At 43.0% G+C, this 13,458-nt stretch carries 14 protein-coding genes; 13 read left to right on the plus strand and 1 reads right to left on the minus strand.

All coding sequences use genetic code 11. The features are described 5' to 3' along the window. The first annotated feature begins 78 nt into the window (after nucleotides 1–78). The 5 genes from RG608_RS10095 to RG608_RS10115 all read left to right on the plus strand — a co-directional run bounded on the left by RG608_RS10095 (nucleotide 79) and on the right by RG608_RS10115 (nucleotide 3,550). On the plus strand, nucleotides 79–1,014 hold the full coding sequence (locus RG608_RS10095) for a manganese-dependent inorganic pyrophosphatase (protein WP_268687206.1): 936 nt from the start codon (nucleotides 79–81) through the stop codon (nucleotides 1,012–1,014). A 91-nt stretch (nucleotides 1,015–1,105) separates the two neighbouring features. Continuing rightward, a complete protein-coding gene (locus tag RG608_RS10100) occupies nucleotides 1,106–1,618 on the plus strand; it encodes a YiiX/YebB-like N1pC/P60 family cysteine hydrolase (protein WP_268687205.1) in 513 nt (170 codons plus the stop codon). Continuing rightward, nucleotides 1,611–2,264, plus strand: a complete 654-nt coding sequence (locus RG608_RS10105) for a DUF1803 domain-containing protein (RefSeq protein ID WP_268687204.1) — start codon at nucleotides 1,611–1,613, stop codon at nucleotides 2,262–2,264. The genes RG608_RS10100 and RG608_RS10105 overlap by 8 nt, the downstream gene beginning before the upstream one ends. A gap of 100 nt (nucleotides 2,265–2,364) precedes the next feature. After that, nucleotides 2,365–2,559, plus strand: coding sequence for a CsbD family protein (locus tag RG608_RS10110; protein ID WP_002894655.1), 195 nt, complete (start codon nucleotides 2,365–2,367; stop codon nucleotides 2,557–2,559). A gap of 235 nt (nucleotides 2,560–2,794) precedes the next feature. Beyond that, nucleotides 2,795–3,550 (plus strand): CPBP family intramembrane glutamic endopeptidase, encoded by a 756-nt coding sequence (locus RG608_RS10115; RefSeq protein ID WP_268687255.1) that lies wholly within the window; start codon nucleotides 2,795–2,797, stop codon nucleotides 3,548–3,550. Between the two features lie 44 nt (nucleotides 3,551–3,594). On the opposite strand, the gene RG608_RS10120 is transcribed toward RG608_RS10115, so the two are convergent. Beyond that, nucleotides 3,595–5,040: a UDP-N-acetylmuramoyl-L-alanyl-D-glutamate--L-lysine ligase gene (locus tag RG608_RS10120; RefSeq protein ID WP_268687203.1), complete on the minus strand. Its 1,446-nt coding sequence runs from the start codon at nucleotides 5,038–5,040 to the stop codon at nucleotides 3,595–3,597. 86 nt (nucleotides 5,041–5,126) lie between these two features. On the opposite strand from RG608_RS10120, the gene RG608_RS10125 reads away from it, so the two are divergent. From RG608_RS10125 to RG608_RS10160, 8 genes are all read left to right on the plus strand, one after another. Beyond that, entirely contained in the window at nucleotides 5,127–6,755 is a 1,629-nt protein-coding gene (locus RG608_RS10125; RefSeq protein ID WP_268687202.1) for a polysaccharide biosynthesis protein, read from the plus strand. Nucleotides 6,756–6,911: 156 nt separating this feature from the next. After that, nucleotides 6,912–8,009 carry a cystathionine gamma-synthase gene (locus tag RG608_RS10130; RefSeq protein ID WP_268687201.1) on the plus strand — a complete coding sequence of 366 codons (1,098 nt, stop codon included), beginning with the start codon at nucleotides 6,912–6,914 and terminating at the stop codon, nucleotides 8,007–8,009. A 1-nt stretch (nucleotide 8,010) separates the two neighbouring features. Further along, on the plus strand, nucleotides 8,011–9,177 hold the full coding sequence (locus RG608_RS10135; protein ID WP_268687200.1) for a MalY/PatB family protein: 1,167 nt from the start codon (nucleotides 8,011–8,013) through the stop codon (nucleotides 9,175–9,177). A gap of 163 nt (nucleotides 9,178–9,340) precedes the next feature. After that, a complete protein-coding gene (upp, locus tag RG608_RS10140; protein WP_002894672.1) occupies nucleotides 9,341–9,970 on the plus strand; it encodes a uracil phosphoribosyltransferase in 630 nt (209 codons plus the stop codon). A gap of 80 nt (nucleotides 9,971–10,050) precedes the next feature. Beyond that, complete coding sequence (locus RG608_RS10145; protein ID WP_260467856.1) at nucleotides 10,051–10,668, plus strand: ATP-dependent Clp protease proteolytic subunit; 618 nt, start codon at nucleotides 10,051–10,053, stop codon at nucleotides 10,666–10,668. Nucleotides 10,669–10,828: 160 nt separating this feature from the next. Then, nucleotides 10,829–11,098, plus strand: coding sequence for a YlbG family protein (locus tag RG608_RS10150; protein WP_268687199.1), 270 nt, complete (start codon nucleotides 10,829–10,831; stop codon nucleotides 11,096–11,098). A gap of 88 nt (nucleotides 11,099–11,186) precedes the next feature. Beyond that, nucleotides 11,187–12,347, plus strand: coding sequence for an ABC transporter substrate-binding protein (locus tag RG608_RS10155; protein ID WP_072074399.1), 1,161 nt, complete (start codon nucleotides 11,187–11,189; stop codon nucleotides 12,345–12,347). A 240-nt stretch (nucleotides 12,348–12,587) separates the two neighbouring features. Next, complete coding sequence (locus RG608_RS10160; RefSeq protein WP_268687198.1) at nucleotides 12,588–13,457, plus strand: branched-chain amino acid ABC transporter permease; 870 nt, start codon at nucleotides 12,588–12,590, stop codon at nucleotides 13,455–13,457. The last annotated feature ends 1 nt before the right edge of the window (nucleotide 13,458 follow it).

Consider the following 13,458-nt stretch of genomic DNA (forward strand, 5'->3'; position numbering starts at 1 on the left):
GTCCTTCTGCTTTTGTGAAATGCCTGTAATTGTGGTAAAATAAATGCAATAAACATTATATAAAAGAAGAGGTTTATCATGTCTAAAATTTTAGTTTTCGGTCACCAAAATCCTGATTCAGATGCCATTGGTTCATCTTACGCTTTTGCTTACTTGGCTCGTGAAGCTTATGGCTTGGATACAGAAGTTGTTGCTCTGGGTGATCCTAATGAAGAAACAGCCTTTGTTTTGGATTACTTTGGCGTGGCTGCACCGCGCGTGATTACATCTGCAAAGGCAGAGGGAGCTGAGCAAGTTATCCTGACAGACCACAATGAATTCCAGCAGTCTGTGGCAGATATTACAGAAGTTGAAGTTTATGGCGTGGTGGACCACCACCGTGTAGGCAACTTTGAAACAGCTAGTCCCCTCTACATGCGCTTGGAGCCAGTGGGATCTGCTTCCTCTATTGTTTACCGCATGTTCAAGGAGCACGGCGTAGCAGTTCCAAAAGAGATTGCAGGATTGATGCTGTCTGGTTTGATCTCTGATACTCTCTTGCTCAAGTCACCAACAACTCATCTGACTGACAAGGCCATTGCACCAGAATTGGCTGAGCTAGCTGGTGTCAACATAGAAGAGTATGGTTTGGCTATGCTCAAGGCAGGTACAAACTTGGCTAGCAAGTCTGCAGAAGAATTGATTGACATTGATGCTAAAACCTTTGAGCTGAACGGAAACAATGTCCGTGTAGCACAAGTCAACACTGTTGATATTGCCGAAGTTTTGGAGCGTCAGGCAGAAATCGAAGCTGCTATTGAAAAAGCAATTTCTGATAATGGCTACTCTGACTTTGTCTTGATGATTACAGATATTATCAACTCAAACTCAGAAATTTTAGCTATCGGAAGCAATATGGACAAGGTCGAAGCAGCCTTTAACTTTGCTCTTGAGAATAATCATGCTTTCCTAGCAGGCGCTGTTTCTCGTAAGAAGCAAGTGGTGCCTCAACTGACAGCAAGTTTTAATGCTTAAAGAGCTCATTTGACGAAATAGGTTACTAGATGGGGGCTATTCCCCTCATACTAAAAAGGAGTTTCGGCTCCTTTTTTGATAGACGAGAGAAATGAAGATTCAAGATTTACAAGACGGAGATTTGATTTTTACAGTCGGATCTTCAGAAATTGCTGCAGCAATCCGAGCAGCGACTGGCTCATACAGCCACGTGGCCATCTTTTTTAATGGTGAGATTTTTCATGCAACCGATGAGAAGGGTGTTGTCAATCAAGACTTGTCTGATTTTTTGCAGGATGAGGATGTTTATGACGTGTACCGCTATCCAGCTATTGAAGCAGATGCTGTCTTTAAAAGGGCCAAATTACATCTAGGAAAGTCATACAATTTCAGCTTTTATCCTCAGTCCGATGGTTTTTACTGTTCGGAGTATATTGCGGAAATTTTGCCGATTTTTGATACGATTCCTATGCAGTTTGGCGATGAGGAAAATCTGATTTCTGATTTTTGGCAGGAGTATTATCGGGATTTGGGCTTAACGGTTCCCATAGGTCAGCCTGGGACGAATCCTAGCCAGTTGGCTCAGTCAAGAAAACTCATCTACAAAGGAGAACTCCATGATTAAAATCATCAATCCCAGCCGTTTGACGCGCCAGCCTTTTTTTCAGGAGCTGATTGATTATTTGGATCAGCATGAGGCGGTGATTCTACGTGAGATTAAGCGAGAGTTTGAGGGTGTGGCTAATATTGACCGCTCGATAGAAGAGTATATCAAAGCTGGCTACATCCGGCGAGAGAACAAGCGATATTATCTGACGCTGCCTTTTGTGGAAAGTTTGGAGGACTTGCGTTTGGATCAGGAGGTCTTTATCCGTGATGATAGTCCCCTCTATCAGGAATTGTTGGAGCTGCGCTTTGAGACCCAACTTTCCAATCAGACAAATGCGGCGGTCTTGCTGGAAGATACAGATTTTCTGCGAGATAAGCTGACCTTGGCTAATTATTTTTACAAGATGCAACGCCAATATCCGCTGTCTGAGGCACAAAAGCCCCTCTATGCTGTCTTGGGCGATGTCAATCCAGAATATGCACTCAAGTATATGACGACCTTTCTTCTCAAGTATGTTCGCAAGGATGAGCTCATGCAGAAGCGGCGGGACATTTTTGTCGATAGCCTAGTAATCTTGGGCTATATCCGGCAAAACGAAGTAGGAAAGTATGAGTTGCAGGCCAGCTTTGACAAGGAGAGATTGACTTTCCAGCTTGACTGATTCTCCCATAGAATGAGCAGAATAGTTGACCTTTGAAAAGAAAAAACTTATACTACTGTAAACGGTATCAGATACTGTAAAAAAGAATGGAGGCAATCATATGTCACTAGAAAATAAATTCGATCAAGCTAAGGGCGCTGTTAAAGAAGGCGTGGGCAAAGTTACAGGAGATAACAAGACAGAAGCAGAAGGCTTTGTAGAAAAAACAGTTGCTAAAGCCAAAGAAGTTGCTGAAGATGCTAAAGAAGCTGTAGAAGGTGCCGTTGAAGGTATCAAAAACAGCTTGGATAAATAAGAATAGTGAGAAGAGAGTTAAAATTTAACTCTCTTTTTTCCTTTCCAAGTAGAGATGAAATCTTTTTTCCACCTTCTGTTTGTAGATGAAAAACGGAACAGATATCAGTAAACAGCAATAAAAAAGTTTTATAAAATTGTAAATAATAAAAATTTAAGCTTTTCATGCTAGGATAGAAATATAAAAAAGAACCTGCAATGGTAATATGAATTTACAGGTGGTGAAAGGAAAGATGATGAAACTATTGACGCACCTACGCCCCTCAAAGCCTTTGAAAGAGTTGAGGTGGTTTGATATTGCTGTGATCACCCTGCTTATGTTTGGGCAGTTTATTTACCGCTCAACGGAGCTTTATCTAGCTAGCTTTGCACCAGCTTCCAGCGCAGGAGCGACTGAAACGGCGACCAATACAGCCAGCGAGGGAGCGGCTTTTTCTAGCAATTTCAATTTTCAGCTACTGATGCTGGTCTTGACCATTCTTTATCTATTACTTCGGTGCTTTGACTTTAAGCAGGTTCCCATCCGTATGAGCTGGTCGGTTCTCCTTTGGACTCCTCTTATTTTTGTAGTGGTAGGGTTCTTTGGTGATATTGTAACGACGCTGAGCGGCGAGTATAATTACTTTGATCCAACTCTTTGGTCTTATGTAGATTTGCTAGAAATTTTTAGGAAATTTGCTGAACTGACACCTATGGCTATTCTCTACGGACTTCTCAATGGCTTCTATGAGGAATTCTTCTTTCTGGGTCTTATGACCTCTGTTAAGGATAAGTATAAGTGGTGGGCGCTGGCCTACTCTACTATCATTCGGATTTCTTTCCATACCTATCAGGGCATGCTTTGGGCCTTGGTTATCGGAGTGGTGTATGGTCTCTTTTACTATTTCCTATACAAGTACAAGGTCAAGAACCTCCTGCCTTTCTTTCTCATGCACGCCTTGGCGGATATGTTTGGCTCCAGCTTGATGTATGTTCTGATTAAATGGCGGTAATTTTTACAAAACAATAATAAAAAGGCGATATGCTCGCCTTTTTATTATAAATACTTTTCTGCTAGGGCATAGTCTCCTGGATAGGCTACTTTTTCTCCTTCTACGATCTGGTAAGCATCCGCTCCTTTACCAGCTAGAATGACGGCATCTCCCTCTTGATCCGTCAGACTGAGAGCTTTTTTGATGGCTTCTTCACGGTCGGCTATTTTTTCCACTGGATAGGAGATGTAGGATGCGATTTCCTCCGCAATGGCTAGAGGATCTTCATAGTTGGGGTCGTCCGCGGTTAGGATAACGGTCAGCTTAGGATGCTGATTAAGTAGGAGACCGAAGTCTTTGCGGCGGCTTTCACCCTTGTTGCCAGTAGCACCCAAAAGGAGAATAATCTTGCCTTTCTGGTGTTCCTGTACCACAGACAGTAGGTTGCTTAGACTGACGCCATTGTGGGCATAGTCAACGAAGACCTTGGCGCCGTTTTTCTGAGTCAGAACTTCCATACGGCCTGGGACTCGGGTTTCGGCAATTCCTTTTTTGATGTCTTCGAGGCTAGCACCCAGACGCAGACAGGCAAGACCAGCTGCTACTGCATTTTCCTGATTGAAGCAGCCGATGAGCTGGATATCGTAGCGGCCAGCTAATTTACCAGCAGCTTCAAAGCTGAAAGCCTGAGAATCCGTGATGGTGTTGCTAGAGTCTGCTCCATAGAAATCGTGTTCCATAGAAGCGACTTGCTCTTTCACGATTTGGAAATGGTCCATGCCGCTATTCACGATAACTGCTCGGCTATTGTCCATCAAGAGCCGCTTATTGTAGAAGTAATCTTCAAAGGTCGGATGCTCGATAGGACCGATATGGTCGGGGCTGATATTGAGAAAGACACCCACATCAAAGGTAAGGCCATAAACCCTTTTCTTGAGATAAGCCTGACTGGAAACTTCCATGATGAGATGAGTCCGATCATTAGAAAGGGCTTGGGCCATCATTTTAATGAGATCCAGACTCTCTGGTGTGGTCAGAGTTGACTTGAAGAAGGTCTCGCCATCCAAAGTGGTATTCATAGTCGAGAGCAGGGCAGGCCGATGACTTTGGGAAAGGATTTGATAGGCAAAATAAGCTGTAGTTGTCTTGCCCTTGGTGCCTGTAAAGGCTAGCAGTTTGAGCTTTTTCTCAGGATGGTCGTAAAATTCCATGGCTAAGAGACTCATGGCCTGCTTGACATCGTTGACCAAGAGGACCGGAATGCCCACTTGAAAGTCTGTCTCGCTGATATAAAAGCGCAGGCCAGCTGTGACGGCTTTTTCTAGAAATTCTTTCTTAAAAGCCTCACCCTTGACAAAAAAGAGGGTAGAGGCATCCGCTTCCCTGCTGTCATAGCTGATACTATCGAAAGTCAAGCCGCCGTAGGAGAAGAAGTATTCTCCGTCTTTAACAATATCACGAAAATTATGGTCTTCTTTTAAAATATCTAATACGGTTTCAATTTTAATCATAAATCTATTGTAAACCTTATGGCTGGGTTTTACAAGAGGCAAGGAAAAGTTTATAATAAAAGAAGAATAAATAGAAGAGGTTTTCTATGAGCCAAGAAACAACAAGCCAGCAGCAGCAGATGCTGCGGGGAACTGCCTGGTTAACTGCCAGCAATTTTATCAGTCGTCTTCTGGGTGCCATCTATATCATTCCTTGGTATATCTGGATGGGCAAGCACGGCGCCGAGGCCAACGGCCTTTTTACTATGGGCTACAATATCTATGCTTGGTTTTTACTGATTTCGACAGCCGGCGTGCCAGTGGCAGTGGCCAAGCAGGTAGCTAAGTACAATACCATTGACAAGGAAGAGCATAGCTTCACTCTGATTCGAGAGTTTCTCAAGTTTATGTTGCTTTTGGGAGCTATCTTTGCGGTGATGATGTACCTGCTTTCACCAGTTTTCGCTTCTATGTCAGGGGGCGGAGCGGACTTGGTGCCTGTTATGCAGAGTCTGTCCTGGGCTGTTTTGATATTCCCATCGATGAGTGTTATCCGAGGTTTTTTCCAAGGTTTTAACAATCTCAAGCCTTATGCCATCAGTCAGATTGCGGAGCAGGTCATTCGGGTTATCTGGATGCTGCTGACAGCCTTTTTCATCATGAAAATCGGTTCTGGCAACTATGTAGAAGCGGTTACCCAATCAACTTTTGCCGCTTTTATCGGTATGCTGGCTAGTATGGCTGTCTTGGCCTTCTATCTTTGGAAGACAGGAATGCTGACTTCCATCCTTCATAAGCCATCGAATGCTACAGAGATTAATGGCCGTGCTCTCCTTTGGGATACCATTCGTGAAGCCATTCCTTTCATTATTACAGGATCTGCCATTCAGCTTTTTCAGATTATTGACCAAGCTACCTTTATCCATGTCATGAGTTGGATTAGTAAGCACAGCAGGTCCGAGCTCTTGGTTCAGTTTGCCTATTTCTCAGCCAATCCTAATAAAGTCACCATGATTTTGATTGCAGTGGCTACCTCGATCGGCGGTGTTGGGATTCCTCTCTTGACCGAGAACTATGTCAAAGGTGATTTCCGCTCGGCTGCCCGCTTAGTGCAGGATAATCTCAGCATGCTGATTTTCTTTATCTTGCCAGCAACCATTGGTGCTGTTTTGGTAGCGGAACCTCTGTATACCGTTTTCTATGGCAAGCCAGATAGCTTAGCACTGGGACTTTTCATTTTTGCTATGCTGCAGACCATTATCCTCAGTCTATATACGGTGTTAGCTCCGATGATTCAGGCCCTCTTCCAGAATAGAAAGGCGATTATCTACTTCCTCTATGGAGTAGGAGTGAAGTTGGTGCTGCAAGTGCCATTGATTTATATTTTCAAAGCTTATGGACCTCTTCTTGCGACGACAATTGGTCTGATTATCCCAATCCTGCTCATGTATCAGGAAATTCGCAAGGTAACAGGTCTGAATCCTAAGAACCTCTTTAAACGGAGTCTTCTATCAGTGATTCTGACGGTTCTGATGACCATCTTTGTCTTGGTAGCAGAGCTGCTCATTGGCCTCTTTCTCCATCCTAGCGGACGGATTTCCAGCTTTGTCTATATAGCTCTGATTGGCGGCATTGGCCTCGCTGTCTATGGTGGTCTGGCGCTCAAAGTTCGCCTTATGGATCGCTTTATCGGCTCAAAAGCAGCCAGTCTCCGTCGACGCTTTCATATCTATTAAAAAGCCGCTAGGCTTTTTAATTTTTAGCTTTGTTTTTCTAAAACATTAACATTATAGTTTCAAACTATAACTAGCTCTTGAAAAGAAAAAAGATAAATGTTTTCAAAAGATGTTACAATAGAGGGTGAAATATTAGCGAAGGATTGGAAGGTTAATATGAGTAAGGACGTAAAATTAAATACACTACTGGCTCAGGCTGGGGTTAAAACAGATGAAGCAACCGGTGCCTTAACAACACCCCTGCATTTTTCAACGACCTACCAGCACCCTGAGTTTGGCCAGTCAACCGGTTATGACTATACTCGGACCAAGAATCCAACGCGGGTTAGCTTGGAAGAGACTCTGGCTGCTATCGAAAGTGCAAATTATGCCCTAGCGACTAGCTCTGGAATGTCGGCTATTGTGCTGGCCTTTAGTGCCTTTCCAGTCGGCAGTAAGGTTTTGGCTGTTCGGGATCTCTATGGCGGCTCTTTCCGCTGGTTTGCCCAGGCTGAAGCGGAAGGACGCTTTGCCTTTACCTATGCTAATACAGAAGAAGAACTACTGAATAATCTGACAGAGGATATAGATATTGTCTATATCGAGACACCGACCAATCCTCTTATGGTAGAGTTTGACATTGCCCGCATTTCCCAAGCGGCTCACGAGCGAGGAGCAGCTGTCATTGTGGACAATACCTTTTACAGTCCCATTTATCAAAAACCGCTGGAGGATGGAGCTGATATTGTTCTACACTCTGCGACCAAGTATCTGGGTGGACACAATGACGTTTTAGCTGGAGCCATCATGACCAATGACGCTGCTATCTATGACAAGCTATTCTATAACCTCAATACAACTGGGCCAGTCCTGTCTCCTTTTGACAGCTATCTGCTTCTGCGCGGTCTCAAGACATTGGCTCTCCGTATGGAGCGTTCTACTCAGAATGCACAAGAAGTGGTCGCTTTTCTGAAGCAATCTCCTGCGGTAAAAGAGGTTCTCTATCCAGGCAAGGGTGGTATGATTTCCTTTAAGATTGTAGATGAAGAAAAGATCCCTCATCTTCTAAATAGTCTTAAAGTCTTCACTTTTGCGGAAAGTTTGGGCGGAGTAGAGAGCTTGATTACCTATCCGACGACCCAGACTCATGCAGACATTCCGGTGGAGGTGCGTCATTCTTATGGCTTGACTGATGATTTGCTGCGCCTGTCGATTGGAATTGAGGATAGTCAAGATTTGGTAGACGATTTACGTGCAGCCTTGGAGAATGAATAATATGGGAAGATATAATTTTGAAAAAGCCCCTTGTCGTGTAGGGCATCATACTTATAAATGGAAAGAAGCGGAGAAGGACAAAGAAGTCCTGCCAGCCTGGATTGCAGATATGGACTTTGAAGTCCTGCCTGAAATCCAGCAAGCCGTTCATGATTACGCTAATCAGCTAGTCTATGGCTATACCTATGCTAGTGAGGAGCTAATCAATTCCGTTCTAAATTGGGAGAGGGATGAGCACGACTATACCTTTGATCGGGAAGCCTTGGTATTTATTGAAGGGGTTGTTCCTGCTATTTCGACGGCTATTCAAGCCTTTACAGAGGAAGGCGATGCCGTTCTCATCAACACTCCTGTTTACCCACCTTTTGCCCGCAGTGTTAAGCTCAATAATCGAAAGCTCATTACCAATTCTTTGATAGAGCAGGACGGTCTTTTTCAGATTGACTTTGAGCAGTTGGAGCGTGACATTGCAGATAATGAAGTCAAGATTTATGTTCTATGCAATCCGCACAATCCCGGAGGTCGAGTTTGGGAACGGGAAGTGTTAGAGAAAATTGGCCGCCTCTGCCAAAAGTACGGCGTCCTCCTGGTCTCAGACGAAATCCATCAAGACTTGACGCTGTTTGGCCATGAACATCAGTCTTTCAATACTGTTTCGCCTGACTTTAAGGACTTTAGCTTGATTTTAGCCAGTGCGACTAAGACTTTTAATATTGCTGGGACTAAAAATTCCTATGCAGTGATTGAGAATCCTGACTTGCGGCAACGATTTAAAAAACGCCAGCTGGCCAATAACCAGCATGAAATTCCTGGTCTTGGATTTTTAGCGACTGAAGCAGCCTATCGTTACGGTTGGTCTTGGTTGATGGAGCTCAAGGAAGTTCTGGAGAAGAATGTGAATTTTGTGGTTGATTATTTTGCCAAGGAAGCGCCGCGTTTGCGGGTCATGAAGCCTCAAGGAACCTATCTGATTTGGCTGGACTTTTCAGATTATGGCATGACAGATGACCAGCTCTTCCAGCTGCTGCGAGAAGAGGCTAAGGTCGTCCTGAATCGAGGAAGTGATTTTGGCCCAGAAGGTAAAGATCATGCCCGCTTAAATGTTGCTGCTCCAGAGACGATGGTTGAAGAAATCTGCTCCCGTATTGCAGAGGTATTGCCAAAATAAATCAAAAACTTTTTTGATTTATTTCTCAAATACCTTTATATCATGTGTTATAGTCTACGGAAGTAAAGTGCAGAAAATCGTTGAAAAGGTTTGCTTATAGCAAGCCTTTTCACTCTTTTTTTGATATAATAAGAAGAATAAATTGAAAGAAGGAAATCCAATCATGGGAAAACTTGAAGTTATTGCTCATCCGCTTATTCAGCATAAATTGTCTATCTTGCGTCGTACAGATACCTCTACCAAGGCATTTCGTGAATTAGTTGATGAAATCGCAATGCTGATGGGATATGAGGTCTTGCGCGATTTACCACTTGAAGATGTAGAAATTGAAACACCGATTACTAAAACAGTCCAAAAGCAGATTGCAGGGAAGAAATTAGCTATTGTACCAATCCTGCGGGCTGGTATTGGCATGGTGGATGGACTTCTGAGCTTGGTTCCAGCAGCTAAGGTCGGCCATATCGGAATGTACCGTGATGAGGAAACCTTGAAGCCGGTTGAATATCTGGTCAAGCTACCAGAAGATATTGACCAACGTCAGATTTTTGTTGTAGATCCAATGCTAGCTACGGGTGGTTCTGCGATCTTGGCTGTGGATTCTCTCAAGAAACGTGGTGCTAGCCACATTACATTTGTGTGTTTGGTTTCTGCACCTGAAGGAGTAAAAGCCTTGCAGGAAGCTCATCCAGATGTTGATATTTTCACAGCTGCTCTGGATGACCACCTCAATGACCATGGTTATATCGTACCAGGACTGGGAGATGCAGGAGATCGTCTTTTCGGAACCAAGTAAAAGTTTCTATTTGACCTTTTTTGACCAAAAGGATATAATAGTTCCGTAATTTGAAATTCTATTCCCTAGTTTGATAGAAAATTTTAAAAAGAGAAAGAGAGAAAACTATGATTCCTGTAGTTATTGAACAAACCAGCCGAGGGGAGCGCTCCTATGACATTTATTCTCGGCTATTAAAAGATCGGATTATCATGCTGACTGGTCCAGTAGAGGATAATATGGCTAATTCAGTCATTGCCCAGCTCCTTTTCTTGGATGCACAGGACAATACTAAAGATATTTATCTCTATGTAAATACGCCGGGTGGATCCGTTTCAGCAGGTCTGGCTATTGTTGACACTATGAACTTCATCAAGTCTGATGTTCAGACCATTGTTATGGGTGTAGCTGCCAGCATGGGAACGGTCATTGCTTCCAGTGGTGCCAAAGGCAAACGCTTCATGCTGCCAAATGCAGAATATCTGATTCACCAACCAATGGGAGGAGCTGGAAGCGGCACTCAGCAAACGGATATGGCCATTGTAGCTGAGCACTTGCTTAGAACTCGGAATACCTTGGAAAAAATCTTGGCTGAGAACTCTGGCAAGTCTGTTGAGCAAATCCACAAGGATGCAGAACGCGACTACTGGATGAGTGCTCAAGAAACCTTGGAATACGGCTTTATTGACGAAATCATGGAAAATAGCAATTTGAACTAACATAGGAGGAGCCAAAAGCGGCTCCTTTTTTGCTGCTTTGAATCTGATAAGTTAGCAAGTTCAGGTGTTTTAAGCTAATCATAAAGCTTTTCAGGGCTAGTTTTTTTGATATATCTTTGCTATAATCATCTAAGAACTACATGGACCGGAAAGGAGTTTTATGATAGAGAGAGAAGAAAGAGTGGGCTTGATTGTCTATCTTTACTATAATCGAGATGCCAAAAAGCTAGCTAACTTTGGGGATATTATTTATCATTCTAAGAAGCATCGCTATCTGCATCTCTATGTCAAGCAAGAGGAAGCCCAGAACTTACAGGAGAATCTGCCCAAGGAGCGTTATGTTAAGCAAGTTCGGATTTCTCACATAAAAGAACTAGATCAAAACTTTGTTGGAAGCCTGTATAGAGAGAAAGAAAACGTTATCATTTGATAAAATTTCTATAAAGGGTTGACAATTGTCAGATAATTCGATATATTCTTACTATATCATCAATCAAATCACTTAAGGAGATTTCCGAATGAAGAAAAAATTTGCACTATCCCTAGTAGCTTTTGCTAGTGCGGCCCTTCTCGCAGCTTGTGGAGAAGTATCTAACAACAACTCAACAGCAACTGGTACAGAAATTGGCGATACGATTAAATTTGGTTTTAACTTTGAAGAATCAGGTGAAGTAGCAGCCTACGGTACAGCTGAACAACATGGTGCTCAGTTGGCAGTTGATGAAATCAACGCTGCTGGTGGCGTAGATGGCAAGAAGATTGAAGTTACTGATAAGGATAACAAATCAGAAACAGCTGAAGCATCTACCATCACTACTAGCTTGGTTACCCAAAGCAAGGTAAATGCAATCATTGGTCCTGCGACTTCTGGAGCTACAGCTTCAGCTACTGCAAATGCTGCTAAAGCGGGTGTACCAATCATTACACCAAGTGCGACACAGGATGACCTGACCAACAAGCAAGATTATCTTTTCCGTGCTACCTTTATTGATAGCTACCAAGGTAAAATCATTTCTAAGTATGTCACTGACAACTTGAAAGCTAAGAAAGTCGTTCTTTACTACGACCAATCTAGCGACTACGCTAAAGGAATGGCGGATGCCTTCAAGAAGGAATTCAAGGGTGAGATTGTAGCAACAGAAACGTTCCAATCCAAGGATACAGACTTCCAAGCTGCTTTGACAAAGATTAAGGGCAAAGAATTTGACGCTCTGGTTGTTCCAGGTTACTATACAGAAGCTGGTAAAATTGTTAATCAAGCGCGTGGTTTGGGTATTGACCAAACAATCGTTGGTCCTGATGGCTTTGGTGATGCTAAGTTCGTTGAGCAAGCAACTCCTGCTGCAGCTACAAATGTTTACTATGTATCTGGCTTTACAACTTCTGGTGAAATGTCAGAAAAAGCTAAGAAGTTTATTGAAGCATACAAAGCTAAGTACAAAGAAGAGCCATCTATGTTTGCAGCTCTGGCATATGACTCTGTTTATATGGCAGCAGAAGCAGCCAAAGGTGCTAAAACTTCTGTAGATATCAAAGACAACTTGGCTAAGCTTAAAGATTTCGATGGAGTGACTGGTTCTATCACGATTGATAAAGATCACAATCCAGTGAAAACAGCTTTGATGATTGGTTTGAAAGACGGTCAGGTAGATACTGTAGAAACAGTTAAAGCGGAATAAGAGTTATGAGGCTGGGTCTATCCCAGTCTTTGACTTGTTTTCTATTTTTAGTTGCTTGAGCAAGTTAGTAAATGATTTCTTTCTGAATCTATGGATTGAAAGAGTATTGTTTTATAATCTATTCTTCTTCGTTTCTCAATCAACTATTATTCGTATTTTGGGAGTGGGATGATAAAATCACGACCTAGTCTGCTGATTTTTGTCCCATTCCTTATTTTATTATAGAAAGAGTGGTGTCTAATGCTCCAACAATTAGTCAACGGTCTAATCCTGGGTAGTGTTTATGCGCTTCTGGCTTTGGGTTATACCATGGTTTATGGGATTATTAAGCTGATTAACTTTGCCCACGGCGATATCTATATGATAGGTGCCTTTATAGGTTATTACTTGATAAATATCTGGAAGTTAAATTTCTTCCTATCTCTTATTTTAGCGATGTTTCTAACGGCGCTTCTCGGTGTGGTTATTGAGTTTTTAGCCTATCGTCCTCTGCGAAATTCGACTCGGATTGCGGCTTTGATTACAGCCATTGGGGTCTCCTTTCTCCTAGAGTATGGCATGATTTTCTTTGTCGGTGCCAATACCCGTTCCTTCCCGCAGGTTATTAAAACAGTACGCTTTAACTTGGGGCCGATTTCTATCTCAAATATTCAGCTGCTGATTTTGGGAATTTCGATTTTCCTTATGGTGGCTTTGCAGTTCATCGTGCAGAAGACAAAGATGGGTAAGGCTATGCGCGCTGTATCTGTAGACAGTGATGCTGCTCAGCTGATGGGAATCAATGTCAATCGCACGATCAGTTTCACATTTGCTTTGGGTTCAGCTCTTGCAGGAGCTGCTGGTGTTCTAATTGCCCTCTACTATAATTCATTAGAGCCTTTGATGGGGATGACTCCAGGTATTAAGTCCTTTGTAGCGGCCGTTCTCGGTGGTATTGGAATCATTCCTGGTGCAGCGCTTGGTGGCTTTGTTATTGGTCTTTTGGAAACTTTTGCGACAGCGCTTGGATTATCTGATTTCCGCGATGCCATTGTCTATGCGATTTTGATTGTCATTCTTCTGATCCGTCCAGCTGGTATCCTAGGCAAAAATGTGAAAGAGAAGGTGTAAG

The sequence above is a fragment of the Streptococcus sp. IsoGale022 genome (assembly GCF_031142805.1).
Taxonomy (GTDB): domain Bacteria; phylum Bacillota; class Bacilli; order Lactobacillales; family Streptococcaceae; genus Streptococcus; species Streptococcus sanguinis_A.

Coding starts and splice junctions, on each gene's coding strand:
- RG608_RS10130 (WP_268687201.1), top strand. CDS start 6,912: ATGAGTAAGGACGTAAAATTAAATACACTACTGGCTCAGGCTGGGGTT.
- RG608_RS10135 (WP_268687200.1), top strand. CDS start 8,011: ATGGGAAGATATAATTTTGAAAAAGCCCCTTGTCGTGTAGGGCATCAT.
- RG608_RS10105 (WP_268687204.1), top strand. CDS start 1,611: ATGATTAAAATCATCAATCCCAGCCGTTTGACGCGCCAGCCTTTTTTT.
- RG608_RS10125 (WP_268687202.1), top strand. CDS start 5,127: ATGAGCCAAGAAACAACAAGCCAGCAGCAGCAGATGCTGCGGGGAACT.
- upp (WP_002894672.1), top strand. CDS start 9,341: ATGGGAAAACTTGAAGTTATTGCTCATCCGCTTATTCAGCATAAATTG.
- RG608_RS10100 (WP_268687205.1), top strand. CDS start 1,106: ATGAAGATTCAAGATTTACAAGACGGAGATTTGATTTTTACAGTCGGA.
- RG608_RS10160 (WP_268687198.1), top strand. CDS start 12,588: ATGCTCCAACAATTAGTCAACGGTCTAATCCTGGGTAGTGTTTATGCG.
- RG608_RS10110 (WP_002894655.1), top strand. CDS start 2,365: ATGTCACTAGAAAATAAATTCGATCAAGCTAAGGGCGCTGTTAAAGAA.
- RG608_RS10150 (WP_268687199.1), top strand. CDS start 10,829: ATGATAGAGAGAGAAGAAAGAGTGGGCTTGATTGTCTATCTTTACTAT.
- RG608_RS10115 (WP_268687255.1), top strand. CDS start 2,795: ATGAAACTATTGACGCACCTACGCCCCTCAAAGCCTTTGAAAGAGTTG.
- RG608_RS10155 (WP_072074399.1), top strand. CDS start 11,187: ATGAAGAAAAAATTTGCACTATCCCTAGTAGCTTTTGCTAGTGCGGCC.
- RG608_RS10120 (WP_268687203.1), bottom strand. CDS start 5,040: ATGATTAAAATTGAAACCGTATTAGATATTTTAAAAGAAGACCATAAT.
- RG608_RS10095 (WP_268687206.1), top strand. CDS start 79: ATGTCTAAAATTTTAGTTTTCGGTCACCAAAATCCTGATTCAGATGCC.